The organism is Pseudomonas sp. SORT22, from assembly GCF_018417635.1.
Taxonomy (GTDB): Bacteria; Pseudomonadota; Gammaproteobacteria; order Pseudomonadales; family Pseudomonadaceae; genus Aquipseudomonas.
The window spans coordinates 4,355,384-4,381,989 of sequence record NZ_CP071007.1 but is presented as its reverse complement, the minus strand read 5'-3'; the positions used below and the strand labels follow the sequence as shown (position 1 = coordinate 4,381,989).

The 26,606-nt window shown below is 62.3% G+C and carries 25 protein-coding genes; 13 read left to right on the top strand and 12 right to left on the bottom strand.

Translation table 11 applies throughout. The features are described 5' to 3' along the window. Positions 1–31 precede the first annotated feature (31 nt). From JYG36_RS20015 to JYG36_RS19990, 6 genes are all read right to left on the bottom strand, one after another. Positions 32–1,159: a DUF1120 domain-containing protein gene (locus tag JYG36_RS20015; RefSeq protein WP_176794288.1), complete on the bottom strand. Its 1,128-nt coding sequence runs from the start codon at positions 1,157–1,159 to the stop codon at positions 32–34. An 87-nt stretch (positions 1,160–1,246) separates the two neighbouring features. Continuing rightward, positions 1,247–3,709 (bottom strand): fimbria/pilus outer membrane usher protein, encoded by a 2,463-nt coding sequence (locus JYG36_RS20010; protein ID WP_213602084.1) that lies wholly within the window; start codon positions 3,707–3,709, stop codon positions 1,247–1,249. Further along, entirely contained in the window at positions 3,706–4,422 is a 717-nt protein-coding gene (locus JYG36_RS20005) for a fimbria/pilus chaperone family protein (protein WP_213602082.1), read from the bottom strand. The genes JYG36_RS20010 and JYG36_RS20005 overlap by 4 nt, the downstream gene beginning before the upstream one ends. Before the next feature lie 138 nt (positions 4,423–4,560). After that, entirely contained in the window at positions 4,561–5,202 is a 642-nt protein-coding gene (locus tag JYG36_RS20000) for a DUF1120 domain-containing protein (RefSeq protein WP_249744370.1), read from the bottom strand. Between the two features lie 44 nt (positions 5,203–5,246). After that, complete coding sequence (locus JYG36_RS19995; protein ID WP_213602080.1) at positions 5,247–5,885, bottom strand: DUF1120 domain-containing protein; 639 nt, start codon at positions 5,883–5,885, stop codon at positions 5,247–5,249. A 163-nt stretch (positions 5,886–6,048) separates the two neighbouring features. Beyond that, positions 6,049–6,702, bottom strand: coding sequence for a DUF1120 domain-containing protein (locus JYG36_RS19990; RefSeq protein WP_213602079.1), 654 nt, complete (start codon positions 6,700–6,702; stop codon positions 6,049–6,051). A 313-nt stretch (positions 6,703–7,015) separates the two neighbouring features. Here JYG36_RS19990 and JYG36_RS19985 point away from each other — a divergent pair, with 313 nt between their 5' ends. Beyond that, a complete protein-coding gene (locus JYG36_RS19985; RefSeq protein WP_249744369.1) occupies positions 7,016–7,381 on the top strand; it encodes a helix-turn-helix domain-containing protein in 366 nt (121 codons plus the stop codon). A gap of 333 nt (positions 7,382–7,714) precedes the next feature. Continuing rightward, complete coding sequence (gene arfB, locus JYG36_RS19980; protein WP_093385761.1) at positions 7,715–8,128, top strand: alternative ribosome rescue aminoacyl-tRNA hydrolase ArfB; 414 nt, start codon at positions 7,715–7,717, stop codon at positions 8,126–8,128. Between the two features lie 2 nt (positions 8,129–8,130). Here the strand turns inward: arfB and JYG36_RS19975 are convergent, their stop codons facing one another. The 5 genes from JYG36_RS19975 to phhA all read right to left on the bottom strand — a co-directional run bounded on the left by JYG36_RS19975 (position 8,131) and on the right by phhA (position 12,136). Continuing rightward, positions 8,131–9,321 (bottom strand): MFS transporter, encoded by a 1,191-nt coding sequence (locus tag JYG36_RS19975; protein ID WP_093385756.1) that lies wholly within the window; start codon positions 9,319–9,321, stop codon positions 8,131–8,133. Positions 9,322–9,421: 100 nt separating this feature from the next. After that, positions 9,422–9,550 (bottom strand): hypothetical protein, encoded by a 129-nt coding sequence (locus JYG36_RS26685; protein ID WP_256326754.1) that lies wholly within the window; start codon positions 9,548–9,550, stop codon positions 9,422–9,424. A 205-nt stretch (positions 9,551–9,755) separates the two neighbouring features. Beyond that, positions 9,756–10,949 carry an amino acid aminotransferase gene (locus tag JYG36_RS19970; protein ID WP_093385751.1) on the bottom strand — a complete coding sequence of 398 codons (1,194 nt, stop codon included), beginning with the start codon at positions 10,947–10,949 and terminating at the stop codon, positions 9,756–9,758. Beyond that, a complete protein-coding gene (locus JYG36_RS19965; RefSeq protein WP_036994257.1) occupies positions 10,949–11,305 on the bottom strand; it encodes a 4a-hydroxytetrahydrobiopterin dehydratase in 357 nt (118 codons plus the stop codon). Before JYG36_RS19965 ends, JYG36_RS19970 begins: the two co-directional genes overlap by 1 nt. A 42-nt stretch (positions 11,306–11,347) precedes the next feature. After that, on the bottom strand, positions 11,348–12,136 hold the full coding sequence (gene phhA / locus JYG36_RS19960; protein WP_213602078.1) for a phenylalanine 4-monooxygenase: 789 nt from the start codon (positions 12,134–12,136) through the stop codon (positions 11,348–11,350). Between the two features lie 280 nt (positions 12,137–12,416). Between phhA and JYG36_RS19955 the strand changes: the two genes are divergently transcribed. Next, entirely contained in the window at positions 12,417–13,973 is a 1,557-nt protein-coding gene (locus tag JYG36_RS19955; RefSeq protein WP_045200146.1) for a sigma-54-dependent phenylalanine hydroxylase transcriptional regulator PhhR, read from the top strand. Positions 13,974–14,098: 125 nt separating this feature from the next. Here the strand turns inward: JYG36_RS19955 and JYG36_RS19950 are convergent, their stop codons facing one another. Further along, positions 14,099–14,359 carry a DUF2790 domain-containing protein gene (locus tag JYG36_RS19950; RefSeq protein WP_045200148.1) on the bottom strand — a complete coding sequence of 87 codons (261 nt, stop codon included), beginning with the start codon at positions 14,357–14,359 and terminating at the stop codon, positions 14,099–14,101. A gap of 404 nt (positions 14,360–14,763) precedes the next feature. Between JYG36_RS19950 and acs the strand changes: the two genes are divergently transcribed. The 10 genes from acs to astD all read left to right on the top strand — a co-directional run bounded on the left by acs (position 14,764) and on the right by astD (position 26,595). Then, positions 14,764–16,725 (top strand): acetate--CoA ligase, encoded by a 1,962-nt coding sequence (gene acs / locus JYG36_RS19945; protein ID WP_045200150.1) that lies wholly within the window; start codon positions 14,764–14,766, stop codon positions 16,723–16,725. Positions 16,726–17,240: 515 nt separating this feature from the next. Continuing rightward, positions 17,241–18,026 (top strand): L-arginine-binding protein AotJ, encoded by a 786-nt coding sequence (aotJ, locus tag JYG36_RS19940; RefSeq protein WP_045200152.1) that lies wholly within the window; start codon positions 17,241–17,243, stop codon positions 18,024–18,026. A gap of 90 nt (positions 18,027–18,116) precedes the next feature. Next, positions 18,117–18,806, top strand: a complete 690-nt coding sequence (locus tag JYG36_RS19935) for an ABC transporter permease (RefSeq protein ID WP_045200553.1) — start codon at positions 18,117–18,119, stop codon at positions 18,804–18,806. Continuing rightward, complete coding sequence (locus tag JYG36_RS19930) at positions 18,803–19,501, top strand: ABC transporter permease (protein ID WP_045200154.1); 699 nt, start codon at positions 18,803–18,805, stop codon at positions 19,499–19,501. The genes JYG36_RS19935 and JYG36_RS19930 overlap by 4 nt, the downstream gene beginning before the upstream one ends. A 67-nt stretch (positions 19,502–19,568) precedes the next feature. Continuing rightward, positions 19,569–20,333: an ABC transporter ATP-binding protein gene (locus JYG36_RS19925; RefSeq protein WP_045200156.1), complete on the top strand. Its 765-nt coding sequence runs from the start codon at positions 19,569–19,571 to the stop codon at positions 20,331–20,333. Between the two features lie 98 nt (positions 20,334–20,431). Further along, positions 20,432–21,412 carry a transcriptional regulator ArgR gene (gene argR / locus JYG36_RS19920; RefSeq protein WP_010226652.1) on the top strand — a complete coding sequence of 327 codons (981 nt, stop codon included), beginning with the start codon at positions 20,432–20,434 and terminating at the stop codon, positions 21,410–21,412. Positions 21,413–21,659: 247 nt separating this feature from the next. Next, positions 21,660–22,880: an aspartate aminotransferase family protein gene (locus JYG36_RS19915; protein ID WP_213602077.1), complete on the top strand. Its 1,221-nt coding sequence runs from the start codon at positions 21,660–21,662 to the stop codon at positions 22,878–22,880. Between the two features lie 132 nt (positions 22,881–23,012). Continuing rightward, a complete protein-coding gene (aruF, locus tag JYG36_RS19910; RefSeq protein WP_045200162.1) occupies positions 23,013–24,032 on the top strand; it encodes an arginine/ornithine succinyltransferase subunit alpha in 1,020 nt (339 codons plus the stop codon). Between the two features lie 74 nt (positions 24,033–24,106). Further along, positions 24,107–25,132, top strand: a complete 1,026-nt coding sequence (gene astA / locus JYG36_RS19905) for an arginine N-succinyltransferase (RefSeq protein WP_045200164.1) — start codon at positions 24,107–24,109, stop codon at positions 25,130–25,132. After that, the gene (astD, locus tag JYG36_RS19900) at positions 25,129–26,595 is read left to right on the top strand and encodes a succinylglutamate-semialdehyde dehydrogenase (RefSeq protein WP_176794339.1); all 1,467 of its coding nucleotides are present in this window, start codon (positions 25,129–25,131) and stop codon (positions 26,593–26,595) included. The genes astA and astD overlap by 4 nt, the downstream gene beginning before the upstream one ends. Positions 26,596–26,606 lie beyond the last annotated feature (11 nt).

Below are 26,606 nucleotides of genomic sequence, written 5' to 3'. Positions count from 1 at the left end.
AAAACGCCCCGGTTATCCGGGGCGTTTTCGTTTACAGGTAGATGATCTCGATCGTCGCCGAGCCGTCGAGGTGGATGTCCTGGCGGTTGTCCAGCTCGCTGGTGGCGGCGATCACCGGCATGATGTTGATTGGCGTGCTCAAGTGGCGGATGGCGATCGGGCCGTTGCTGTTGTTCTCGACATCATTGAAGCCGAGCAGGGTGGTGGTGGTCAGCGCTTTGCTGGTGCTGCCTGCGGTGCTCCAGCCGGTGCCGCGGGTCGACTGGGTGAGGTACACCGCCGGCAACTGGTCGGCGCTGATGTGCAACGGGTCGATCTGCACCTCGTACAGGCCGATTTTGTTCTCGCTGGCATCGCGGCCCAAACCGTAGAAATTCAGCGAATCGACCACCGCCGTGCCGTCGCGGTTGTCCTGCATCAGCAGGGCATAGCGCGCCGGGCTGTCGCACTGGATCGACAGGTTCAGCTGGCGCGTGGGCAGGCGCGTGCGCTTGTCGCTGTTAAGGCTCTGCAGGCTGATCTTGCCGTAGTCCACCACCCCGCCCTGGGACAGCAATGGCGTGCAGGCCGCTGGCTGGATCTGCCATTGCAGAGCCAGTTCGGCAGTGCTGCCGGAGGCCGGGGCAGCGAACTGCCCGCTGCTGCGCAATGAGGTCGACTCGCGCACTTCGAAAGCCTTGGCAGACAGCTCGGCTTCGAACACCAGGGTCAGATTCAGGCTGCGGCCTTGCACGGCTTTGCCGGCCCGGACCGGGACCATGCCGCTACGCGGCTGCCAGCCCAGCGAGGCGCTGGCCGGGCCCGGCACGGCGCCGGTTTGTTCGATCCGGGCCAGGTCAACGCGTTCGCCGTCGACCACGGCATCGGCGGCACGTATTCGGTAGTGCCCGCCAGCGGCGAGTTCGAAGCGCTCGCCGTCCAGGGCATTGGCTGTATAGAACACACTCAGGTCGGTGCTTTCGCTGCAGCTCAGGGCCAACTGCGCGGATTTCTCCGGCAGTGCCAGGCCTGGGCTGCCGGGCTGCAGGCGGCTGCGGTCGAGGGTGCCATAGTCCAGCGGCGTCGGGGTGATCTGTAATCGGCATTCATTGGCGAAGGCTGTCAGCGGCAGGCCGAAGAGCAGGAGCATTGCAAGCTGGGGTTTGTACCGGGTGTTCATGATTTGACGCATCCTCACCAAAGCGGTGTATGGAAGGGCGACACAAGGTGTAGCTGCCGTCTGGCGTCATGTCGTCGCGAAGGGGGGTCAACTGCAGGTGCGTTGAGCCTGGGTGTAGTAGCTGTCGCTGCTGGCGCCGGTATCCGGGTCGAGGGTGACGCGGCATTCGCGGGCCTGGTGGTCGCTGATGATCAGGTGGCCGATGTCGGCGCTGTTGTCGATGAACACCAGCCCGCCCGGTTGCACCAGGTTGATGAAGCGCCCACGGTCGTCGAACACCGACGCGCCGCTGGGCAATGGCTGGCCGCTGCTGTCGAGCAGGGTCAGCAGCAGCCGACGGACACTCCAGGCGCGGAAACTCAGGCGCGGCACCGCGCCGCGAGTGGCGCGCAGCACGCCGGCGCCCTGGTCGACGTTGATGTGGGTCGGCAGGCTCTGGGTGTCGACCTCGACCGGGCTTTTGCCATAGGCGGTGAGCGAGGCCACCACCGCGTTGCCGGCATGATCGGTCCACACCGGGCCGCTCGGGGTGCTGGCCTTGACTCCGGGGGTGTCGGTGACCGAGAGGATCGCGAAGGTATCGCGGATCGGGTAGGGCGAGGGGGTGATCCCGGCACCATGCACGGCTATGCCACCGCGCAGGCCGAGGTTGTAGTTGCTGTTGTCGCCGTCGCCGCTGTAGTTCAGGTCCAGCTGGGTGTAGCGAGGTAATGCCGAAAGGCCGGCGCTGGCCAGGGTGCTGGAATCGCCGGAACGATGTTCGGCACCCAGGCGATAGCCAAGGCTGTCACTGACCTGCTCGTTGTAAGCCACCGTGCTGGTGGTACTGCTGTCGTTGTGGCGCACGCTGCTGCGCAGACGCCGGCGACCATCCAGGGGGATGCTGGCGCTGAAATACACGGCGTCGTCGTTGTAGCCGTCGCTGCTGCCCAGGGCTTTTTCCACCGTCGCCGAGAATGTGACGCCGCCGTAGCTGTTGCCCCAGGACAAAAACAGCCGTTGCGTGCTGTCGTGCTCGTAGTAGGTGCTTTGCGTGTACCCCAGGTTGAGGCTGCCCAGGGCGCGGCTGGCCCAGCGCAGGCTGGTGCTGAACTGGTCGCGGTAGCTGGAGGCGAACTGATCATTGTTGCGGTAGGTGCTGTCGAGCAGTTCGCGGTAGCCGCGGCTGCGGTGGTTGGCGGCCACCAGGCTGCTCCATTGCTCGTGCATTTGCCAGTTGAGCTGGCCGCCCAGTTGTGCGCCCTGCTGGTCGAGGCTGCTGGCTTGCGCGCCGATGGCAAACACCTCGGTGCTGAGCTGCGGCGTGAGCGCGGTGCCGAGGCTGGCGCCAAGGCTGCGATAGCCCTGGGCGAGGATCAGGCCGCTGCTGATGACCGAGGTATTGCCCAGCGCGCCGCTCTGGCCCAGGCTCACCACCGCCGGGTCGTCGCTGCCATGGCCATGGCTGCGCACCACGCCGGCGCCGACGCTGTAGCCACTTTGCGGGCGGGCGCTGGCGGCGAGGCTGGCCGGTACGCGAAAGCGCCGTTGCTCGCCATTGGTTTCGATCACCGTCACTTCCAGGTCCGAACGCGAGGTGATGCGCGGGATGTTGGTGAGGGTGAAGGGCCCGGGCTGTACCACAGTGCTGTACAGCAAGGCGCCGTTCTGGTGCACCTCGACCCGCGCCTGGCTGTTGGCGATGCCCTGCACGCTGGCGTTATCCAGCTGCGAGAGCAGGCCATACTCCGGCGTGAGCTGCGCGCCAATGATCTGCGCGCCGTTGAGCACCGGGTTGACCAGGCTGATCTCGCCGGCCTGGAACAGGCTGCGGTGCTGGGCGAAGCTGCGTTGCACATAGGTGTCGAGCATTTCGCTGCGCATCTTGCCATCGAAGCGGCTGTGCACCTGGCGGCTGCGCAGGATCCAGTTGTCCAGGTTCAGGCCCAGTTCGGTATTGGCCGCGGCATAGCGGCTGGACTGGCCATCGTAGCGGTTGAACGAGCTGAAAATGTCGTAGTTCAACAACCCGGCAATGCCGCCCTGGCTGTAGTCGTCGGACAATTGCCGCTCGTCCAGCAGCGCCTGGTCCGGTACGAACAGTCGCACCTGGTGCTGACCGGGCTGCAGTTCGACCTGAGCCTGGGGGAAGGCCGTGGCCAGGGCCAGGCAGTCCGGATCGGCAGGCTGCTCCTGGGCATCCAGGGTGGTGGACCACTCGGCGGGTTGGCGCAGCCCGGCGAAGGCCAGCAAGGGATTATCGACGCACAGGCTGCCATCCTCGCTGAAGCGCGCCTGGGTAGTGCCCCTGTCGCGGCCGTTGACGCTCAGGTTGATCTGCTGACGCCCTGGCGGGAAGCGGGTTTGCCGGCCAAACAGGGCAGCAAGCCTGGGGTCGATACCGCGCTGGCGCAGGACCTCCTGGTCGAACACGCTATGCCCGGGCGCGCTGGCTTCATTGGCGGCTCGCGCCGGTTTGAAGGTCTCAAGTCCCAGCAGGGTCAGGCACAGGCCCAGTATCAGTTGCTCGCGTGGTCGCGGTTTGCCAATGGCATTGTTGATGACCTTCACAGGATGCGTGCCTCGTATGGATCGACCGCAAAGCCATAGACCGTGGCCGGCTGAAAGCGCACGGTGTTGGCCGCAGCGGCGGCATCAGGCAAGTCGAGGGTGATGGTTTGATTGGCCAGCAGGTAGGTGCGGCCAAGGTCCAGGGCGTGCTGGCCGGGCAACAGTTTCAGCTCCTGGGCCAGGCGCACCACGTAGGGGGTGTTGTTCTCCACCCGCAGTTGCTTGCCGTCGATGCGCCAGGTCAGGCCTTTCCACGGTTCGCTGTTGCGTGCCAGGCCCTTGGGGTGGAGGATCACCGGCAGGTTCTGGCGCACGCCGAAGTTGACCCGCATGGCCCCGGGATCGCCCGGGGCGGTTTCGCGGATGCCTTCGAAGATCACCCGGCGCAGGCGTTGGGTCTGCAGCGGTTCCTTGCCTACATAGTGGAAGATCACCTGTTGTTCTTTGCCGGCTTCGACCCGCGCCACGGTGGGCTGGACCACCAGCAGGTTGTCGGTGTCTTCGCTCGGGTTTTCAATGAACACCGCCAGCAGGGCGGCATGCGGATCGGTGTTGGTGACCACGAAGTCGCTGCCATTGGCGCGGGCTTCCTCAACGATCACCACCGAGGTTCTGGGCACCATACCGTCGGCGTGTGCCTGCATCAGGGGTAGGGTGCAGATGAAAATCGCAGGCAGCAGGCTGCCAGCAAAGGATTTGCACGCAATAGTCATGGTTGTAAGGTTCTTGTGCGGCGTCGGGCGCAGCTCCCCGTGAGCTGCATCCGGCAAACTCGTAGCGGGGGAGTGCGCAGGCCGTGGGTCATGGCCGGGGTGCGAGGGGTCCTTGTTCGCGCCCCTTGGGGGCAGCCGTCAGAGGTAGACGACTTCGATGGTCGCGCTGCCGTCGATGGGGATGCTGCCGTTTACTACCAGGCTCTTCCTGATGAAACCCTGGACGTCCATCATCACGTTGACGTTCCTGATAGGTTCAAGGCGATGACTTAAGCTTGAGTTGAATCCGGTTCGAGTTAACGGCGCTCGACTGGCATTGCTCAGGCTTCCTCGGTCGTCTCCCATGCCGGCCCAGGACTGGCCGCCATCGGTTGAATAGAAATTGAACCCTTGTTCACCATCGACCAGAGTGTTTTCAAACTCCCAGGTCATCATGTATGAGCCGATGCTTTGGTCCTGGTGCATGCCCAGTCCGAAGGTGTACTCCCGTGGGTCTAGGGTGTCGAGGCGATTGTCGCGGGTCATCAGGGCAAAAGTGGTTGCGGCGTCGCAGTTGATTGCAAGGCTCAGGGTCTTGACCGGCAGCCTGTAATTGGTCGAATCGCCCTCCAGATCGGTCAGGGACACCGCGCCGTAGTCGATCACGCCGCCATTGCCCAGGGTTGGCGAACAGGCGGCTGGAGTGATGGTGCCGGTGACAGTCAAGTCGGTGGTGGCGGCGAAGGTGTTGGCGCTCACCACGCCTATGAATACAGCAAGGGTCAGTACGGAAGTTTTCACGGCAAATTCCTGTTGGATGTTGGCGCAGGCTAGCGGCCCGCTTGTCAGAGGTAGACGATTTCGATGGTCGCGCTACCGTCCAGCTCCATGGCGCCGTTCAGGGTCAGGCCTTTGTTGATGCCGCCATCGACATCCATTGTCAGGTTGACACTGGTTGCCGGGGCGGGCCCCAGTTCGCTGCTTGTGATGGAGAAGCCCACCAGATTGGACGGCGCTTGCCCAGCGTCGTACAGGACGCCGTCGAAGACAGCGTTCCAGGAGTTGCCGTTGTCGATAGATTCAATGGTGTAGCCCTGGGTGCCATCAATTACGAGGGTTTCATAGTTCCATCTCATCATGAAGTGACCGATCGCCTGGTCTTGATGGGTGCCAAGCCCGAACAGCCAGGCGTTGGCGGGGCTGCTGTCGCGACGGTTGTCGTTGGCGATCAACGCAAAGGCGGCCGGCGCGCTGCATTCGATGGAGAAGCTCAAGGACTTGACGGGAAGTCGGTAGCCAGTAGAGGTTTCTTCAAGCTCGGTCAAGGCCAGAGAACCATATTCGACCAGGCCGCCATTGCCCAGGGTTGGCGTACAGGCGGCGGGGGTGATGGTGCCGGTTACGGTCAGGTCGGTGGTGGCGGCCATGGCATTGGCGGTGGCCAGGGTCATCAGCACAGCAAGGGACAGTACGGACTTTTTCACAGCGGTTTTCCTTTTAAGTGTTGGTGGTGGTATTGCGAATGACCCGTTTTGCAAGCGCAGCAGTCCGTTCCCTTTCGGTGTCGGCAGGGAAAGATCTGGGCGTTCGCCGGGTTCTTTTTAGCGGTCGGTGAAGGACCGTTACGCGTGGGCGTTCTGTTACCCGCTAGAGGTACTGCAACTCGATGGTCATGTGCCCATCGAGCAGCGCCTCATCGACATGGGTCATGTCATTGCGCAGCCAGCCGGCCACGTCCAGGCGCAGGTTGAGGATCTCGGCTGCGCTAGGGCTGGTCTGCCCGCGCAGGGCAAAGCCCAGGCGCGACTCGGGCTTGTCGCCCAGGTGCTCGAAACCGCTGCCCGGGACTTTCACCCAGGTGCTGCCGCTGTCTTCGGAATACAGGGTGTCGGCCGGCAGGTTGTCGAGGGTCGCGCCGTTGTCGGGCCAGGTCGCGCTGTAGAAGCCGATGGCCTCACCGCCGCTGGTAGTGCCCAGGCCAAACGCCTTGGGCAGGGGGATCGAGCTGCTGTCGCGACGGTTGCCGGTGGCTACCAGGGCAAAGCGGGTGGCACGGTCACAGGTGACGCTGAAGGTCAGGCTGCGCGGCGCCAGGACCGAGTGGTCGGGGATGCCGGGCTGTGGAGTGAGATCGGGCATGCTGATGTTACCGAAATCGACCTGGCCATTGCTGGAGAGCGACGGCGTACAAGCTGCAGGAGTGATGGTGCCGCTGATATTGACGTCGGTACTGCTGGCATGGGCGCCAGCACTGACAAAGGTCAGCAGTGCGGTCAGGGTGCACAAAGGCTTGGTGTTCATTATTCGGTCCTTTGAAAATGAATGAACCTCCGCGCCGTGATTGGTCTTATGGTGGGGCCGGCAGCGGATGGCTCGTCAGGCGCGCTAGGCATGCCTGCTGTACCAGTTACCAGGGCGAGCCCTGATCCTGTGTCATCCGTGACGATTTTTCACACGTTTTGGCTAGACGATAGAACGTGCGAATGTTTGGTTTTATGTGCTTTGCTTGGCCTTGCCCAGGAGTAAACAGCGGGGGCATAGTGCTCGGCAAGGCTGTCTGTGTTGTTCGGATGCCGATTATGCCCAAAAAAATGTTCGTGTAAAGGGGTTTTGATTGAAAAATTGTGCAACAACTGCACCGAAATCGGCAGAAAGCGGTGAACGATTGCGTCAGGAGCGTACCCGCCTGGGCCTTCGCCAGGATGATTTCGCCCAGCTTGGCGGGGTCAACCGCAATACCCAGGGCAGCTATGAAAAAGGCGAGCGCAACCCGGACGCGGCGTATCTTGCGGCGGTCGCCGGGGTTGGTGTCGATGTGCGCTACGTGATCACCGGCGTGCGCACGATTGATGATGGCGCTTCGTTGAATGAACCGGAACAGCGATTGCTGGCTCAGTACCGATCATTGGCTATCGCTGACCAAGAAGTTGTGCATAGAATTGTCGGGGCCATGCACGACGCGAAGGGTAGTGGCGCATAGCTATTATCTCAATTTTCCTACGAAACGCTCGGAACGGTCCTGGTGGGTCCGCAGGGAATTGCTCGTAACGTCGATGCATTCAGTCTCGCTAGGGAAGGGTGATCATGTCGGAGCATAAAACCTGCGCATTCAACACGGAAAGTAACGCTTCACCTGTGCAACGCTTGAGTGAAGTCGAAAACGAGCTGCTGATTTTGTTTCGCCAGTTGTCCCCGGTGGACCAGGGCTGCGTACAGCGTGTAGCCCAGGTGCTGTGCCTGGGAGCGCAAGAAGCTGAGCGGGGACGCTGCCGAATACCTGAGTCGGCCTGAATGTTTGATCAAAGGATGTGTGATGTTGCAGTTATCCAACGCGGTGCAGATCCCGGACGACGAGATCGAGTTGACTGCCATCCGCGCCCAGGGCGCCGGCGGGCAGAACGTCAACAAGGTCTCCAGCGCCGTGCACCTGCGTTTCGACACCCAGGCTTCGTCATTGCCAGCGTTTTACAAGGAGCGTCTGCTGGCGCTGAGCGACAGCCGCATTACCCGTGACGGGGTGATCATCATCAAGGCCCAGCAGTATCGAACCCAGGAGCAGAACCGCGCCGATGCCCTGGAGCGCCTGCGCGAACTGATTCTTTCGGCGACCAAGGTGGAAAAGGCGCGGCGCCCGACCCGGCCGACCCTGGGCTCGAAAACCCGGCGCCTGGACACCAAGAGCAAGCGCGGCGCCATCAAGGCCGGGCGCGGCAAGATCGATTACTGAGGCTAATGCCGCGGCGGTTGCAGGCGGGCCTGGCGGTACAGGTACAGGCTCAATAGCAGGCCGCAGAACGACGCGCCGGCGGCAAAGACAAAGATCGAAGCGAAGCCGAACCCGGCGGCAATTGCCCCGGCCAACGGGCCGGTGATGCCCAGCGACAGGTCGATGAACAGCGAATAGGCGCCCACGGCCGCGCCGCGATTGGAGGCGGACACCAGGTTCACCGCTTCGACGCCGAGGGCCGGAAACACCAGCGAGAAACCAAAGCCGCTCAACGCCGCACCGGCCAGGGCCAGCTCGGCGCTCGGTGCCTGCCAGAGCAACAGCAGGCCGAGGGTTTCTACCGACAGGCAGGCGATCGCCACCCGGTACCCGCCCATGCGATTGATCAAATTGCCAAACAGCAGTCGCGCGCCAATGAAGCAGGCGCCGAACAGGCTCAGGCACAGGGCCGCGTTGTCCCAGTTGTGGCTGGCATAGTACAGGGTGACGAAGGTGGCGATGGTGCCAAAGCCGATCGAGCCCAGGGCCAGCCCTGAACCATGGCCGAATATCCGCCCGAGCACGTGCAGGAACGGCAGGCGTTCACCCGCCACTATCGGGGCGGCGGTTTTCGGCCAGGCCAGCGCCAAACCCAGTACGCACAGCAGTAAAATGCTGGCGCCCATGCTCCACAGGCCGAAGCGTTGCACCAGTTCCACGCCCAGCGGCGCGCCAATGGCCAGCGCGCCATAGCTGGCGATGCCGTTCCAGGAGATTACCTTGGCGGTGTGTTGCGCACCGACCCGGCCAATGCCCCAGCCAATGGAGCCCGAACCCACCAGGCTTTCGGCACTACCCAGCACCAGGCGCCCGACCAGCAGGCTGGCCAGGCTCAGCCAGGGCGCATGTTGCAGCCACGCCGAAAGCAGCATGAACACGCCGCTCAAGCCGCAACCGGCCAGGCCATAGAGCACCGCGCGCTTGCTGCCCAGGTTATCGATGAGGCGGCTGGCGTAGGGGCGGCTGAGCAGGGTGGCCAGGTACTGCACGCTGATCACCAGGCCCGCGACCACGGCACCGAAGCCCAGGTCGTTGTGCACATAGCCAGGCAAGACGGCCAGGGGAATGCCGATGTTCAGGTAGCCGATAAAGGTAAACAGGACGATGGAGACGACTTGCAGGGTGACCGCAAGGGGGCGCGGTGAGTCGGGCATGTGCGGGCTTTCGTAGAGGGGAATTCTTGACGGTGTGAAAACGTGTTGACGGGGTGGTCCCTGCATCAGCCGTTTTCACACAGTCTGATCGTTGCGCGAGTTATTCCTGGTCGGCGCTGGAAGTTTCGTCGCCGTCGTATTCAGCCTGGGCTGGTTCGGCGCTGTGAGTGGCAGGAGTCTGCTCTTCTGGGTTCAGGCTTGGGAAGGGAAGATTCGGGATTTCATGCATCTCGTCGTTCCTCGCAAGTGTGTGGAAAGGCTGCGCAAGGCGCGCATGGGCTTGTGAAAGCCTGTGCAGGATACAGGAGTCTGAATGACAGTATGAATTTTCCTGCTTAATGGCCATCGCGGGGCAAGTCGGATCGCCGCACCGCCGCTCCCACAACTGTCTGTGGGAGCGGCGGTGCGGCGATCCGACTTGCCCCGCGATGCTTTTAACGACAGACGTCGGCGATGGCCGCAGCCAGTGCTTCAAGGCGTGCCGCATCGGCGCCGGCGATGTTCGCCCGGCCAGTGCCAACCATGTACACGCTGTGGCGCTCACGCAGTTGCTTGACCTGCTCCGGTGACAAGCCGGTGTAGGAGAACATCCCGCGTTGCTCGGCGATGTGCGCGAAACGTTCGCTCAGGCCGTGGGGCGCCAGGGCCTCGACCAGACCGACCCGCAGCTCGGCAATGCGCTGGCGCATGGCCTCGACTTCTTCGACCCACAGGCGCTTGAGGTCGGTGTCGCCAAGAATCTGCGCCACTACCGCCGCGCCATGATCCGGTGGTGTCGACCACAGGTTGCGCGCCAGCAATGCCAGTTGACTACGCACATCCAGCAGCTTGTCGGCATCGTGGCTGCACACCAGCAGAGCGCCGGTGCGGTCGCGATAGAGGCCGAAGTTCTTCGAGCAGGAACTGGTAATCAGCAGCTCAGGCAGTTCGGCGGCGAACAGCCGTACCGCCCAGGCGTCTTCTTCCAGACCATCGCCAAAGCCCTGGTAGGCGAAGTCGATCAACGGCAGTAACTCACGGCGGCGCACCACCTCGAGCACGGCGCGCCAGTCGTCCTGGCTCAGGTCGAATCCGGTCGGGTTGTGGCAGCAGGCGTGCAGCAACACTACGTCGCCCTTGGGCGCAACTTCCAGGGCGGCCAGCATCCCGGCGACGTTCAGACGGTTGTCGGTGCCGACATAGGGATAGTGGCTGACCTTGAGGCCGGCGCCGGCGAAGATGGTTTCGTGGATGGGCCAGGTCGGATCGCTCAGCCAGATGCCGCGGCCCGGCAGACAGTGTTCGATGAACTCCGCCGCCAGGCGCAGGGCACCGGTGCCGCCCGGGGTCTGGGTGGCGCCGGCACGCTGCTGGCTGAGCAGCGACGAGTCACTGCCCAGTACCAGTTCGCTGATCAGTCGGCCAAAGGCCGCATCGCCATGACCGCCGACGTAGCTCTTGCTGGCCTGTTGCTCAAGCAGGCGCTGTTCAGCCTGTTTGACCGCGGCCGGAATCGGCGTCAGGCCCTGGGCGTCCTTGAACACGCCGACACCGAGGTCGAACTTGTTCGGGTTGCTGTCCTTGGCATACGCCTCCATCAGTCCGAGGATCGGATCGCCGGGTACGCGCCCGATGGCGCCGAAGTGCATTACTTGCGGCCTTCGGCGGTGCTGGCGACCTCGTCGGTGCGCGCGGCCATGATGAAGTCGTTACGGTGCAGGCCCTTGATCGAGTGGCTCCACCAGGTCACGGTGACTTTGCCCCATTCGGTCAGCAGGCCTGGGTGATGGCCTTCGGCTTCGGAGATTTCGCCAACGGCGTTGGTGAAGGCCAGGGCGTGCTTGAAATTCTTGAACAGGAAAACTTTTTCCAGCTGCATGATGCCGTCACGGACTTCGATGTTCCAATCCGGGATCTGCTTGATCAGTACCGGCAGTTCTTCGTCGCTGACCTGTGGAGCATCGGCACGGCAGGCTTCGCAGTGGGCTTGGTTCAAGGCGTTCATAAGGTTTTCCGCAAGTGGTTTGTTATTGGTTTGCAAGGTCGCTCAGGCGGCGACCCTGGGTGGAAATTTCGGTGCGTGCAGGCCCATCTTCATTGCCGTGTGGACCATGCCCATGATGTCTTCGTGGGCCAGGTCGAACAGGCGCTTGAGGTTGGGCAGGGCGAAGTACAGCGGCTGCAGGATATCAATGCGGTACGGCGTGCGCATGGCTTCCAGCGGATCGAAGGCCTGGTGCTCGGGCTCGCCGGACAGGCTGTAGACGGTCTCTTTCGGTGAAGAAAGAATGCCGCCGCCGTAGATCTTGCGACCTTGCGGGGTGTCGACCAGGCCAAACTCGATGGTCATCCAGTAGAGGCGGGCGAGATACACGCGCTCTTCCTTGGTGGCCTGCAGGCCGAGCTTGCCATAGGTGTGGGTGAATTCGGCGAACCAGGGGTTGGTCAGCAGCGGGCAGTGGCCGAAGATCTCGTGGAAAATGTCCGGCTCTTGCAGGTAGTCGAGTTCTTCTTCGGTACGAATGAAGGTGGCTACCGGAAAGCGCTTGCTGGCCAGCAGTTCGAAAAAAGTCTGGAAGGGGATCAGGGCAGGTACCCGGGCAACTTGCCAGCCGGTGGTGGCGCCCAGCACCTTGTTGATCTCACCCAACTGCGGGATACGGTCGTGAGGCAGGCCCAGCTGTTCGATGCCGTCCAGGTATTCCTGGCACGCGCGGCCTTCGATCACCTTCAATTGACGGGTAATCAGGGTGTTCCACACCGCGTGTTCCTGCTGCGGGTAGTCGATAAAACCCTGCGCATCGGGCTCGCGAGCCACGTATTGCGTCTGTTTCATGCTGCTCTCCTGCTGAGGGCCATTCTTGTTATGTGTTCAAGCCATTGCCCTAGTGATAACCCGCATTGGTCCGGTTTGCAGCGTCCTGACGGCAGCTTCGCGCTCGAACTGCTCCGGATTTTGTAACGATAACTTTACGAAATACCCGGCATCCCGAAAAAACGGGTGCTTTAATCCTTGAAACTGCGGCTATCTGTCACATAATCTTTACGACTATTCTTGGCTCGCTGCAAAAACTTGCTTGCCGTGGCGCTTACCAGACCTTCTTGTAGGACATTTCATGCGTATTAAAGTGCATTGCCAGAACCGCATCGGCATCCTGCGCGACATTCTCAACCTGCTGGTGGAGTACGGCATCAACGTCGCCCGCGGTGAGGTCGGTGGCGAGCATGGCAATGCCATCTATCTGCACTGCCCGAACCTGATCAACCTGCAGTTCCAGGCCCTGCGGCCGAAATTCGAATCGATCGCCGGGGTGTTCGGGGTCAAGCGCGTCGGCCTGATGCCCAGCGAGCGTCGGCACATGGAGCTCAATGCCTTGCTCGGCGCACTGGATTTCCCGGTGCTGTCGATCGACATGGGCGGCTCCATTGTGGCTGCCAACCGCGCTGCGGCGCAGCTGCTCGGGGTGCGTGTCGACGAGGTGCCGGGCATTCCGCTGTCGCGTTATGCCGAGGATTTCGACCTGCCGGAGCTGGTGCGGGCGAACAAGTCGCGTATCAACGGCCTGCGGGTCAAGGTCAAGGGCGATGTGTTCCTCGCCGATATTGCGCCGCTACAGTCCGAGCACGACGACAGCGAAGCCCTGGCCGGTGCGGTATTGACCCTGCACCGCGCCGACCGCATAGGCGAGCGCATCTATAACGTGCGCAAGCAGGAGCTGCGTGGCTTCGACAGCATCTTCCAGAGTTCGCGGGTGATGGCTGCGGTGGTGCGCGAAGCGCGGCGCATGGCGCCGCTGGATGCACCACTGCTGATCGAAGGCGAGACCGGCACCGGCAAGGAGTTGCTGGCCCGTGCCTGTCACTTGGCCAGCCCCCGTGGCCAGGCGCCGTTGATGGCGCTCAACTGCGCCGGCTTGCCCGAGTCCATGGCCGAGACCGAACTGTTCGGTTACGGCCCGGGGGCGTTTGAAGGCGCGCGGGCCGAGGGCAAGCTGGGGCTGCTGGAACTGACGGCAGGCGGCACGCTGTTCCTCGATGGCGTCGGTGAGATGAGTCCTCGCCTGCAGGTAAAACTGCTGCGCTTTCTGCAGGACGGCTGCTTTCGTCGGGTAGGCAGTGATGAAGAGGTGTACCTGGATGTGCGGGTCATCTGTGCCACCCAGGTCGATCTGTCCGAGTTGTGCGCCCGTGGCGAATTCCGCCAGGACCTTTACCACCGCCTCAACGTGCTGTCGCTGCATATTCCGCCGCTGCGCGAATGCCTGGATGGCTTGCCGCCGCTGGTCGAGCACTTTCTTGACCAGGCCAGCCGGCAGATCGGTTGCCCGCTGCCCAAGCTTGCGCCAGCGGCCATGGAGCGTTTGAGCCAGTACCACTGGCCGGGCAACGTGCGGCAACTGGAGAACGTGCTGTTTCAGGCCGTGTCGCTATGTGACGGCGGGGTGGTCAAGACTGAACATATTCGCCTGCCGGACTACGGCGGCCGGCAACCCTTGGGCGAGTTTTCCCTTGAGGGCGACCTGGGGCAAATAGTCGGGCGTTTCGAGAAGGCAGTACTGGAGCGCTTGATGAGCGAATTTCCCAGCAGTCGGGCGCTGGGTAAACGCTTGGGAGTTTCCCACACCACTATTGCCAACAAGTTGCGTGAACATGCAGTCGGCAAATCGGATTAATTAATCTGGCGTTAATAAAGTATGGGTAATACAGGCAGGTTATTAGTTGCAGGTGTACTGTCCAAATAGTGCAGCGCGCCTCGTTGAATGCCAACCGAGGCGCTGCAGGCGGTCAACCCGTTGGATCAACCGTTCGAGCACCCGTTACCCATCACCCGGTACTCGAGAATGTGGCGCTTGCCCTGGGAATCTTCGTAGGTCATGCGCGCCGGGACCACTTCGCAGACATTCGGCACTTCGCTCATGGAAATGACCTTGGCGATGTCCAGATGTTGCGAGTAACTGTACTGTTCAACCGGAATCTGCTCGGCGCCGCCATTTGCAACTTCGTCGGCCATCGCCACGCTGCAAAGACTACCCAGTGCCAATACCAGTAAAGCTTTCATCTTCATTTTTACCTGTCTAAGGTCGTAAGGGGGCACGCAGCGCTTGTGGCGCCGCGTGTACAGCAGGATCAACTATCACGATTATTTGCCGATTAACTTCCCTTCGTGGGGGGCTACAAGAAAGTTAATCGTGGTGCCGTTGCTGGCGAGGTGAATTCTAGGAGTGCGGCCTGCGCTTAAACAGCCACGGTTTTGATAAACACTGTTGGCAGAAACTGTAACAATCGCCTGGCAGACTGCCGGGTAATTTTATTTTTTCGCCGTGCAGACCCGGCCTTGAGCCTTCGCGGTTTGTCGCAGGGAGAAAAGACCAGGGCGTTACTACCAACGTCGAATGGCCGGCGCAGTCTGGTACAGTTACAACGAGGTCATACAAAAACAACTATTACACCGAGGTAACAAAGATGAGTGCGGCTCCCCTGTATCCCGTTCGTCCCGAGGTTGCGGCCAAGACGTTGACCGACGAGGCGACCTACAAGGCCATGTACCAGCAGTCGGTGATCAACCCGGACGGCTTCTGGCGCGAGCAGGCTCAGCGCCTCGACTGGATCAAGCCTTTCACCAAGGTCAAGCAGACCTCCTTCGACGACCACCATGTCGATATCAAATGGTTTGCTGACGGCACTCTGAACGTTTCCTACAACTGCCTGGACCGCCATCTGGCCGAGCGCGGCGATCAAGTCGCGATCATCTGGGAAGGCGACGACCCTTCCGAACACCGCAACATCACCTACCGTGAACTGCACGAGCAAGTGTGCAAGTTCGCCAACGCCCTGCGTGGCCAGGATGTGCACCGCGGTGACGTGGTCACCATCTATATGCCGATGATCCCCGAGGCCGTGGTCGCCATGCTGGCGTGCGCCCGCATCGGTGCGATCCACTCGGTGGTGTTCGGCGGCTTCTCGCCCGAGGCACTGGCCGGGCGCATAATCGACTGCAAGTCGAAGATCGTCATCACCGCTGACGAAGGTCTGCGTGGCGGTCGTCGCACCGCACTCAAAGCCAACGTCGACCTGGCCCTGACCAACCCCGAAACCAGCAGCGTGCAGAAGATCATCGTCTGCAAGCGCACCGGTGGCGACATCGCCTGGCACCAGCACCGCGACATCTGGTACGAAGACCTGATGAAGGTTGCTTCCAGCCACTGTGCGCCGAAGGAAATGGGCGCCGAAGAAGCGCTGTTCATCCTCTACACCTCCGGTTCCACCGGCAAGCCCAAGGGCGTGCTGCACACCACCGGCGGCTACATGGTCTACGCCGCGCTGACCCATGAACGGGTGTTCGACTACCGTCCGGGCGAAGTCTACTGGTGCACCGCCGACGTCGGCTGGGTCACCGGCCACAGCTACATCGTCTACGGCCCGCTGGCCAACGGCGCGACCACCGTGCTGTTCGAAGGCGTGCCGAACTATCCGGACATCACCCGCGTGTCGAAGATCATCGACAAGCACAAGGTCAACATCCTCTACACCGCGCCGACCGCCATCCGCGCGATGATGGCTGAAGGTCAGGCTGCCGTCGCCGGTGCCGATGGTTCCAGCCTGCGCCTGCTGGGCTCGGTGGGCGAGCCGATCAACCCGGAAGCCTGGAACTGGTACTACCACACCGTCGGCAAGGAGCGTTGCCCGATCGTCGACACCTGGTGGCAGACCGAAACCGGGGGCGTGCTGATCAGCCCGCTGCCAGGCGCTACCGCGCTCAAGCCGGGTTCGGCGACCCGTCCGTTCTTTGGTGTGGTGCCGGCCCTTGTGGATAACCTTGGCAACCTGATCGAAGGCGCCGCCGAAGGCAACCTGGTGATCCTCGATTCCTGGCCGGGCCAGTCGCGCTCGCTGTACGGTGACCACGACCGCTTCGTCGACACCTACTTCAAGACTTTCCGCGGCATGTACTTCACGGGTGACGGTGCCCGTCGCGACGAAGACGGCTACTACTGGATCACTGGCCGCGTCGATGACGTGCTCAACGTCTCCGGCCACCGCATGGGTACCGCCGAGATCGAAAGTGCCATGGTCGCCCACCCGAAAGTCGCCGAGGCCGCAGTGGTTGGCGTGCCGCACGACATCAAGGGGCAGGGTATCTATGTCTACGTCACCCTCAATGGTGGCGTCGAGCCAACCGAGCAACTGCGCCTGGAGCTGAAGAACTGGGTGCGCAAGGAAATCGGCCCGATTGCCTCGCCGGATGTCATCCAGTGGGCGCCCGGCCTGCCGAAAACCCGCTCGGGCAAGATCATGCGCCGCATCCTGCGCAAGATCGCCACGGCCGAGTACGATGGCCTGGGTGATATCTCGACCCTGGCCGATCCGGGTGTGGTGCAGCACCTGATCGATACCCACAAGGACATGAGCAAGGCTTCGGCCTAAAGGTATCGCGGGGCAAGCCCGCTCCTGCACAGCGATCGGGTCCACGCAAAGCCCTGCCGGGTTACTCCGGCGGGGCTTTGTGCTTTCTGTTACTTCGACAATCATCGGTAACCCTTCTGTCACCGCTTTCGCACAAAAACGGGGCATTGCGAAACGCCACCGTACGTTTTCAGGGCATTTCAGCCACCCGTTTTCGCCTGCTGAAACGCTGCGCTTGCCGGATTAGAAGGCTTTGCCAATAATAGGCCCGCTTATTGCTTCATTGATTGGTTATTTGTCTTTTGCTTTTGCATATTCCGTGAAAGCTGTCAATATCTGCGCCCCCGCGTTCCTGCGCTTCTGTAACTAGTTGTCGCATTGAAGAAATATCGGCTTCGGAGCTGTCGTTAAAATGCCGATCACTCGCTCGTCGCGTCTGCTTCAATGCCGACCCTGCGCAGCTCGCGTTGTACCCATTCGCATATCGGGCAGTTCTCAACCCTGCCTCGTATTGCCCTTTACCGATGGAGTTCCAGATGAAGAAACTCGCACTGCTTGGCGCCCTGGCGCTGTCCGTGTTTTCCCTGGCAGCGCTGGCTGATGAGAAACCGTTGAAAATCGGGATCGAGGCCGCCTACCCACCGTTCGCTTTCAAGCAGCCTGATGGCAGCATCGCCGGCTTCGACTACGACATCGGTAATGCCCTGTGCGAAGAAATGAAGGCCAAGTGCACCTGGGTCGAGCAAGAGTTCGACGGCCTGATCCCGGCGCTGAAAGTGCGCAAGATCGACGCCATCCTGTCGTCCATGTCGATCACCGACGATCGCAAGAAGTCCGTGGACTTCACCGGCAAGTACTACCTGACCCCGGCACGCCTGGTGATGAAGGAAGGTACTGCGGTCAGCGAAGGCCTGACTGAGCTCAAGGGCAAGAAGATCGGCGTGCAGCGCGGCTCGATCCACGATCGCTTCGCCAAGGAAGTGTTCGGTGCGCAAGGCGCCACCATCGTTCCTTACGGCACCCAGAACGAAATCTACCTGGACGTCGCCGCTGGCCGTCTGGATGGCACCGTCGCCGATGCTACGCTGTTGGAAGACGGTTTCCTGAAGACTGATGCCGGTAAAGGCTTCGCCTTCGTTGGCCCATCGTTCACCGACGCCAAGTACTTCGGTGACGGCATCGGCATTGCCGTGCGCAAAGGCGACAAGGCCAACCTGGATCGCATCAACGCTGCCATCGCGGCCATCCGTGCCAACGGCAAGTACAAGCAGATTCAGGACAAGTACTTCAACTTCGACATCTACGGCCCAGACGCCAAGTAAATCGTCGACGTTTCACCTGTTCAATGGTGCAAGCAGCAGAGACTCTGAGGTTTGCACCATTTTTTCATCCCTAAGGTCGAGGACCTCATCATGTTGAAAGGCTACGGGGCAGTCATCCTCGACGGAGCGTGGCTGACGCTACAGCTCGCCTTGTCGTCCATGGCCCTGGCCATCGTGCTCGGTCTGATCGGTGTGGCGCTGCGTTTGTCGCCAGTGCGCTGGCTGGCCTGGCTCGGCGATCTGTATTCCACCGTGATCCGCGGGATTCCCGATCTGGTTCTGATCCTGCTGATTTTCTACGGCGGCCAGGATCTGCTCAATCGCGTCGCGCCGCTACTGGGCTTTGACGACTACATCGACCTCAATCCGCTGATGGCGGGTATCGGCACCTTGGGCTTCATCTTTGGTGCCTATCTGTCGGAAACCTTCCGCGGGGCGTTCATGGCCATTCCCAAGGGGCAGGCCGAAGCTGGCATGGCCTATGGCATGAGCAGCCTGCAAGTGTTCTTCCGGGTGCTGGTGCCGCAGATGATTCGCCTGGCGATCCCCGGCTTCACCAACAACTGGCTGGTCCTGACCAAGGCAACCGCACTGATTTCGGTAGTGGGCCTGCAGGACATGATGTTCAAGGCCAAGCAGGCGGCCGATGCCACCCGCGAACCTTTCACCTTCTTCCTGGCGGTAGCGGCGCTGTACCTGGTGATCACCAGTGTTTCGCTGCTGGCCCTGCGTTACCTCGAGAAGCGCTACTCGGTTGGCGTAAAGGCGGCTGATCTATGATTTTCGACTACAACGTCATCTGGGAAGCGCTGCCGCTGTACCTGAGCGGCCTGCTGACCACCCTCAAGCTGCTGGCGCTGTCGCTGCTGTTCGGTTTGCTGGCGGCGATCCCGCTGGGCCTGATGCGGGTCTCCAAGCAGCCTTTGGTGAACATGAGCGCCTGGCTCTATACCTACGTGATCCGCGGCACGCCGATGCTGGTGCAGCTGTTTCTGATCTACTACGGCCTGGCCCAGTTCGAAGCGGTGCGTGAAAGCTTCCTCTGGCCGTGGCTGTCCAGTGCAACCTTCTGTGCCTGCCTGGCCTTTGCCATCAACACCAGCGCCTATACCGCCGAGATCATCGCCGGCAGCCTCAAGGCCACGCCCCATGGCGAGATCGAGGCGGCCAAGGCCATGGGCATGTCGCGGGTCAAGATGTACCGCCGCATCCTCCTGCCATCGGCCCTGCGCCGGGCGCTGCCGCAGTACAGCAACGAAGTGATCATGATGCTGCAGACCACCAGCCTGGCGTCGATCGTCACCCTGATCGACATCACCGGTGCGGCGCGCACGGTCAACGCCCAGTACTACCTGCCGTTCGAGGCCTACATCACGGCCGGCGTGTTCTACCTGTGCCTGACCTTCATTCTGGTGCGCCTGTTCAAGCTGGCTGAGCGCCGCTGGCTGGGCTACCTGGCGCCGCGCAAGCACTGACGGCCTGCGCCCACTTTTTCGCCCTGAGCGTTAGCTCAAGACTGACTGCTTTGTGAGAATCGACAGCATGTACAAACTCGAAATCCAAGACCTGCATAAACGCTACGGCAGTCACGAAGTGCTCAAGGGCGTGTCCCTGGCGGCCAAGGCAGGCGACGTGATCAGCATCATCGGCTCCAGCGGTTCGGGCAAAAGTACCTTCCTGCGTTGCATCAACCTGCTCGAGCAGCCGCACGCGGGCAAGATCCTGCTCAACAACGAAGAGTTGAAGCTGGTAGCCAACAAGGATGGCGCGCTCAAGGCCGCCGATCCCAAGCAACTGCAGCGCATGCGTTCGCGCCTGTCGATGGTGTTCCAGCACTTCAACCTGTGGTCGCACATGACCGCGCTGGAAAACATCATCGAAGCGCCGGTGCACGTGCTCGGCATGTCGAAGAAAGACGCCCTGGAAAAAGCCGAGCACTACCTGGCCAAAGTCGGTGTCGCCCACCGCAAGGACGCCTATCCTGGGCATATGTCCGGTGGTGAGCAGCAGCGCGTGGCGATTGCCCGGGCGCTGGCCATGGAGCCGGAAGTGATGCTGTTCGACGAGCCGACCTCGGCGCTCGACCCGGAGCTGGTTGGCGACGTGCTCAAGGTCATGCAGTCGCTGGCACAGGAAGGCCGGACCATGGTCGTGGTCACCCACGAAATGGGCTTTGCCCGTGAGGTGTCGAACCAGCTGGTGTTCCTGCACAAGGGCCTGGTGGAAGAGAGCGGCAACCCGCGCGAAGTGCTGGTCAATCCGCAGTCGGAACGTCTGCAGCAGTTCCTCTCGGGCAGCTTGAAGTAAGATTGCCGCTTTGCACCAAAATGGGTCATGCTGCGTATCAAGCGCAGCCTGACCAGGCTCTAACTTCTTGACCTCTCTCAGGTTTCGGACCGCATCCCATGACCACCCAGCGAATCGGTTTTCTCATCTGGCCCAGCACCAAAGCCCTGACCCTGGCGCTGGCCGAGGAGGTGTTGCGGGTAGCACAGAAGGTTCATCCGGAAGTGGTCTACGAGTTGTCCTTCCTGCAGGCCGAAGCGCCTGGCGAGGGTGCCTGGCGCCTGCCGGGCGAGCCGTGGGCGGGCAAGCTCGAAGGCTGTCAGAAGCTGTTCCTGCTGGCGGACGAGCCGCCGCAGGCCGTGGCCTCGAGCCTGGCCAGCGCACTCAAGCAACTGGTGCGTGCCGGTTGCGTGGTCGGCGGCTTGTCGGCGGGGGTCTATCCGTTGGCGCAACTGGGCCTGCTCGATGGTTACCGGGCCGCAGTGCACTGGCGCTGGCAGGATGATTTCGCCGAGCGTTTCCCCAAGGTCATCGCCACCAGCCACCTGTTCGACTGGGACCGCGACCGCCTGACAGCGTGCGGCGGCATGTCGGTGATCGACCTGTTGCTGGCGGTGCTGGCCCGCGATCACGGTGCCGAGCTTGCCGGTGCGGTGTCGGAAGAACTGGTGGTCGAGCGGATTCGCGAGGGCGGCGAGCGCCAGCGCATTCCGCTGCAGAACCGCCTGGGCTCCAGCCACCCGAAGCTGACCCAGGCCGTGCTGCTGATGGAAGCCAATATCGAAGAGCCGCTGACCACCGACGAGATCGCCCAGCATGTATGCGTCTCGCGCCGCCAACTGGAGCGGATCTTCAAGCAGTACCTCAATCGCGTGCCGAGCCAGTATTACCTGGAGCTGCGGCTGAACAAGGCCCGGCAGATGCTGATGCAGACCAGCAAGTCGATCATCCAGATCGGCCTCTCTTGCGGGTTTTCTTCCGGGCCGCATTTCTCCAGTGCCTATCGCAACTTCTTCGGTGCCACGCCGCGCGAAGATCGTAACCAGCGACGAAGCAGCAGCCCGTTCGAACTGTCTTCGGTGCCGGCCGAGCGCGGTTGATTTTTGATCGCGGGACAAGTCGGGTCGCCGCGATCGAACCGCCCATACAGAATCTCCCGCACATTCCCCGCAGCGTTTAAACTGCGCCTTTGCGACCCTATTTGTCGCATTGCCGTAAGCCTTGGTAAAACAGGGTTTGGCGCTATAAGAAGTTGTCGCTTGGCGGCAAGGTCAGGCGCCGATCTGTCCTTACAATCCCCCCATCGCTCGCCAGTTCCAGGCAGGCGTTCCTCTTCAGGAGACTCCGATGTCCGCTCCGCAAGCTCCGGTGCAACGCGCCGATTTCGATCAAGTGATGGTCCCCAACTATGCACCGGCGGCTTTCATTCCCGTCCGTGGAGCGGGCTCCCGCGTGTGGGATCAGGCGGGCCGCGAGCTGATCGATTTCGCCGGCGGCATCGCCGTAAACGTGCTTGGCCATGCGCATCCGGCGCTGGTTGGCGCCCTGACCGAGCAGGCCAACAAACTGTGGCACGTGTCCAACGTGTTCACCAACGAGCCGGCCCTGCGCCTGGCGCACAAGCTGGTCGACGCGACCTTTGCCGACCGTGCGTTCTTCTGCAACTCCGGTGCCGAAGCCAACGAGGCCGCATTCAAGCTGGCCCGTCGTGTCGCCCACGACCGTTTCAGCCCCGAGAAGCACGAAATCATCGCCACCGTTAACAGCTTCCACGGTCGTACCCTGTTCACCGTCAGCGTCGGCGGCCAGCCGAAGTACTCCGACGGTTTCGGGCCGAAAATCACCGGCATCAGCCACGTGCCGTACAACGACCTGGAAGCGCTCAAAGCACAGATCTCCGACAAGACCTGCGCTGTGGTCATCGAGCCGATCCAGGGTGAAAGCGGCGTGGTCCCGGCTGACGTTGCCTACCTGCAAGGCGCCCGCGAGCTGTGCGACAAGCACAACGCGCTGCTGATCTTCGACGAAGTGCAGACCGGCGTTGGCCGTACTGGCTCGCTGTTCGCCTACCAGCACTACGGCGTGACCCCGGACATCCTCTCCAGCGCCAAGAGCCTGGGCGGCGGTTTCCCGATCGGCGCCATGCTGACCACCGAAGACCTGGCCAAGCACCTGGCCGTCGGCACCCACGGCACCACCTACGGCGGCAACCCGCTGGCTTGTGCGGTGGCCAACGCCGTGCTGGATGTGGTCAACACCCCCGAAGTGCTGGCCGGCGTCAAGGCCAAGCACCAGAAGTTCAAGGCGCGCCTGGAGCAGATCGGCGAGAAGTACGGCCTGTTCACCCAGGTACGTGGCGTTGGCCTGCTGATCGGTTGCGTGTTGTCTGAAGCCTGGAAGGGCAAGGCCAAGGACGTCTTCAACGCCGCCGAGAAAGAAGGCCTGATGGTCCTGCAAGCTGGCCCGGATGTCGTGCGTTTCGCCCCGAGCCTGGTGGTCGAAGATGCCGACATCGACGAAGGCCTGGATCGTTTCGAGCGTGCCGCGGCAAAACTGACTCAGGCCTGATTCACGCCTGCAGTCCTGTCATCGGCCCTGCGGGGCCGGTGATACCGAATTCCAGAGCAGGTGCCTGCGGGCGCCTGCTGTTTTTATCTGAGCCGGCGGATGTCGGCCTGTATACCCGAAAGGAGTGACACCATGCTGGTGATGCGCCCCGCGCAAATGGCTGATCTGGGCGAAGTACAGCGTCTTGCCGCAGACAGCCCCATTGGTGTCACGTCCTTGCCGGATGATGCCGGTCGCCTGAGCGACAAGATTGCCGCTTCGGAAACCTCCTTCGCCGCTGAAGTCAGCTTCAACGGTGAAGAGAGCTACTTCTTTGTTCTCGAAGACAGCAGCAGCGGCAAGCTGGTCGGCTGCTCGGCCATCGTTGCCTCGGCCGGCTATTCCGAGCCGTTCTACAGCTTTCGCAACGAGACCTTCGTGCATGCGTCGCGCGAGCTGAAGATCCACAACAAGATCCACGTCCTCTCGCAGTGCCACGACCTGACCGGCAACAGCCTGCTGACCAGCTTCTACGTACTGCCGGAACTGGTCGGCAGCGGCTGGGCCGAGCTCAACTCCCGTGGCCGCCTGCTGTTCATGGCCGCCCACCCGGAGCGCTTTGCCGAATCGGTGGTGACCGAGATTGTCGGCTACAGCGACGAGCATGGTGATTCGCCGTTCTGGGACGCCATCGGGCGCAACTTCTTCGACCTCAACTACGCCGAGGCCGAGCGCCTGTGCGGCCTCAAGAGCCGGACCTTCCTGGCCGAGCTGATGCCCCATTACCCGATCTATGTGCCTCTGCTGCCGGACGCCGCGCAGGAGGCCATGGGCCAGGTGCATCCGCGGGCGCAGATCACCTTCGACATCCTGATGCGCGAAGGCTTCGAGACCGATCACTACATCGACATTTTCGACGGCGGCCCGACCCTGCATGCGCGGGTTTCCGGGATCCGGTCGATTGCCCAGAGCCGGGTGATGCCGGTCAAGCTGGACGACTCTGCCAGCAAGGGCGGGCGCCCGTACCTGGTCAGCAATGGCCAGTTGCAGGACTACCGCGCAGTGCTGCTGGAGCTCGACTGGGCCCCCGGTAAGCCGGTCAGCCTCAGTCTTGAAGCCGCCGAAGCCCTGGGCGTCGGCGAAGGCGCCAGCGTGCGTCTGGTCGCGGTTTGATCCCTGCGGTTCGATAATCGAGCACCCAGGTCGAGTTTTGCGGCAGGCCAAAGGCCGCCGCCCGAGGAGATAGCATGATCGTTCGTCCCGTACGCAGCAGCGATTTACCCGCGCTGATCGAGCTGGCGCGCAGCACCGGCACCGGCCTGACCACCTTGCCGGCCAATGAAGAGCGCCTGTCGCACCGGGTCGGCTGGGCCGAGAAAACCTTCCGTGGCGAAGCCGAGCGCGGCGATGCCGACTACCTGTTCGTGCTGGAAAACGACGAAGGCGTGGTGGTGGGTATCTCTGCCATCGCCGGCGCGGTCGGCCTGCGTGAGCCCTGGTACAACTACCGGGTCGGCCTGACCGTCAGCGCTTCCCAGGAGCTGAACATCTACCGGGAAATTCCCACGCTGTTCCTGGCCAACGACCTGACCGGCAACTCCGAACTGTGCTCGCTGTTCCTGCGCGCCGATCACCGCAGTGGCCTCAATGGCCGCCTGCTGGCCAAGGCGCGGTTGCTGTTTATCGCCGAGTTCCCGGAGCTGTTCGGCAACAAGATCATTGCCGAAATGCGCGGTATGTCCGACGAGCAGGGTCGTTCGCCGTTCTGGGAAAGCCTGGGCCGGCACTTCTTCAAGATGGAATTCAGCCAGGCCGACTACCTGACCGGTGTCGGCAACAAGGCCTTCATTGCCGAGCTGATGCCCAAGTTTCCGTTGTACACCTGCTTCCTCTCGGAAGCGGCGCGCAACGTCATTGGCCGGGTGCACACCGACACAGAGCCTGCGCTGGCAATGCTCAAGAGCGAAGGTTTCAGCTACCAGGGCTATGTCGATATCTTTGACGCAGGCCCTGCGGTGGAGTGCGAGACCGCCAAGATTCGTGCGGTGCACGACAGCCAGGCACTGGTGCTGGCTGTTGGCACTCCAGGCGACGATGCCACCCCCTTCATCATCCACAACCGCAAGCGTGAAGACTGCCGCATTACTGCCGCACCGGCGCGCCTTGCTGCCGGCACCCTGGTGGTCGATCCTCAGACCGCCAAACGCCTGCGCCTGAGCGCCGGTGACCAGGTGCGTGCGGTACCACTGTCTGCTGCCCGGGAGGCCAAATAATGACGACTCACTTTATCGCCGGCAGCTGGCAGGCAGGGCAGGGCGAAGCACTGCAATCACTTAACCCGGTCAGCCAGCAGGTTGTCTGGCAAGGCCAGGGCGCCAACGCCGGGCAGGTCGACAGTGCGGTCAAGGCCGCGCGCCAGGCCTTTGCCGGCTGGGCGCTGCAGTCGCTGGAAGCGCGCATCAGCGTGCTTGAAGCCTTTGCCGCGGCGCTCAAGGCCAATGCCGACGAGCTGGCGCGCTGCATCGGTGAAGAAACCGGCAAGCCGCTGTGGGAAGCCGCCACCGAAGTGACCAGCATGGTCAACAAGGTAGCGATTTCGGTACAGAGCTATCGCGAACGCACCGGTGAAAAGAGCGGCCCGCTGGCCGATGCCACCGCCGTGCTGCGCCATAAGCCTCACGGTGTGGTTGCAGTGTTCGGCCCGTACAACTTCCCCGGCCACCTGCCCAACGGGCATATTGTCCCGGCGCTGCTGGCCGGTAATACCGTGGTGTTCAAGCCCAGCGAGCTGACTCCGAAAGTCGCCGAGCTGACGGTCAAGTGCTGGATCGACGCCGGCCTGCCGGCAGGCGTGCTCAACCTGGTCCAGGGCGCCCGCGAAACCGGCGTGGCCCTGGCTGCCAACCCGGGCATCGACGGCCTGTTCTTCACCGGCTCCAGCCGCACTGGCAACCTGCTGCACCAGCAGTTCGCCGGGCGCCCGGACAAGATCCTGGCCCTGGAAATGGGCGGCAACAACCCGCTGGTGGTCGACGAGGTCAAGGACCTTGACGCTGCGGTGTACACCATCATCCAGTCTGCGTTCATTTCCGCCGGCCAGCGCTGCACCTGCGCGCGCCGCCTGCTGGTGCCGCAAGGCGCCTGGGGCGATGCGCTGCTCAAACGCCTGGTCGAAGTGAGCAAGAACATTACGGTCGGTGCCTTCGACCAGCAGCCGGCGCCGTTCATGGGCTCGGTGATTTCCCTGGGCGCGGCCAAGGCACTGCTCGATGCTCAGGCGCACCTGCTCGGCAACGGCGGCGTGTCGCTGCTGCCAATGACCCAGCCGCAAGCCACCGCTGCCCTGCTGACCCCGGGCATCATCGATGTCAGCGCAGTCGCCGAGCGCCTGGACGAAGAGTTCTTCGGCCCGCTGCTGCAGGTGATTCGCTACAGTGATTTCGATGCGGCCATCGCCGAGGCCAACAACACCCAGTACGGCCTGGCCGCCGGCCTGTTGTCCGATTCCCACGCGCGCTATCAGTACTTCTGGCTGCAAAGCCGCGCCGGCATCGTCAACTGGAACAAGCAACTGACCGGCGCCGCCAGCAGCGCGCCATTCGGTGGCGTGGGCGCCAGCGGCAACCACCGCGCCAGTGCCTATTACGCGGCTGATTATTGCGCTTACCCGGTAGCCTCGCTGGAGACCGCCAGCCTGACCCTGCCTGCGACACTGACGCCCGGCGTCTCCCTATAACAAAAGGTCCA

Excerpts from the sequence above, each read along its gene's own strand:
- JYG36_RS19950 (WP_045200148.1), bottom strand. The coding sequence starts at position 14,359 with ATGAAAGCTTTACTGGTATTGGCACTGGGTAGTCTTTGCAGCGTGGCG.
- JYG36_RS19955 (WP_045200146.1), top strand. The coding sequence starts at position 12,417 with ATGCGTATTAAAGTGCATTGCCAGAACCGCATCGGCATCCTGCGCGAC.
- JYG36_RS26685 (WP_256326754.1), bottom strand. The coding sequence starts at position 9,550 with ATGCATGAAATCCCGAATCTTCCCTTCCCAAGCCTGAACCCAGAAGAG.
- aotJ (WP_045200152.1), top strand. The coding sequence starts at position 17,241 with ATGAAGAAACTCGCACTGCTTGGCGCCCTGGCGCTGTCCGTGTTTTCC.
- JYG36_RS19930 (WP_045200154.1), top strand. The coding sequence starts at position 18,803 with ATGATTTTCGACTACAACGTCATCTGGGAAGCGCTGCCGCTGTACCTG.
- JYG36_RS19935 (WP_045200553.1), top strand. The coding sequence starts at position 18,117 with ATGTTGAAAGGCTACGGGGCAGTCATCCTCGACGGAGCGTGGCTGACG.
- JYG36_RS20005 (WP_213602082.1), bottom strand. The coding sequence starts at position 4,422 with ATGACTATTGCGTGCAAATCCTTTGCTGGCAGCCTGCTGCCTGCGATT.
- JYG36_RS19965 (WP_036994257.1), bottom strand. The coding sequence starts at position 11,305 with ATGAACGCCTTGAACCAAGCCCACTGCGAAGCCTGCCGTGCCGATGCT.
- JYG36_RS19915 (WP_213602077.1), top strand. The coding sequence starts at position 21,660 with ATGTCCGCTCCGCAAGCTCCGGTGCAACGCGCCGATTTCGATCAAGTG.
- argR (WP_010226652.1), top strand. The coding sequence starts at position 20,432 with ATGACCACCCAGCGAATCGGTTTTCTCATCTGGCCCAGCACCAAAGCC.
- JYG36_RS19970 (WP_093385751.1), bottom strand. The coding sequence starts at position 10,949 with ATGCACTTCGGCGCCATCGGGCGCGTACCCGGCGATCCGATCCTCGGA.
- astA (WP_045200164.1), top strand. The coding sequence starts at position 24,107 with ATGATCGTTCGTCCCGTACGCAGCAGCGATTTACCCGCGCTGATCGAG.
- arfB (WP_093385761.1), top strand. The coding sequence starts at position 7,715 with ATGTTGCAGTTATCCAACGCGGTGCAGATCCCGGACGACGAGATCGAG.
- JYG36_RS20015 (WP_176794288.1), bottom strand. The coding sequence starts at position 1,159 with ATGAACACCCGGTACAAACCCCAGCTTGCAATGCTCCTGCTCTTCGGC.
- JYG36_RS19975 (WP_093385756.1), bottom strand. The coding sequence starts at position 9,321 with ATGCCCGACTCACCGCGCCCCCTTGCGGTCACCCTGCAAGTCGTCTCC.
- phhA (WP_213602078.1), bottom strand. The coding sequence starts at position 12,136 with ATGAAACAGACGCAATACGTGGCTCGCGAGCCCGATGCGCAGGGTTTT.
- aruF (WP_045200162.1), top strand. The coding sequence starts at position 23,013 with ATGCTGGTGATGCGCCCCGCGCAAATGGCTGATCTGGGCGAAGTACAG.
- JYG36_RS19990 (WP_213602079.1), bottom strand. The coding sequence starts at position 6,702 with ATGAACACCAAGCCTTTGTGCACCCTGACCGCACTGCTGACCTTTGTC.
- JYG36_RS19925 (WP_045200156.1), top strand. The coding sequence starts at position 19,569 with ATGTACAAACTCGAAATCCAAGACCTGCATAAACGCTACGGCAGTCAC.
- acs (WP_045200150.1), top strand. The coding sequence starts at position 14,764 with ATGAGTGCGGCTCCCCTGTATCCCGTTCGTCCCGAGGTTGCGGCCAAG.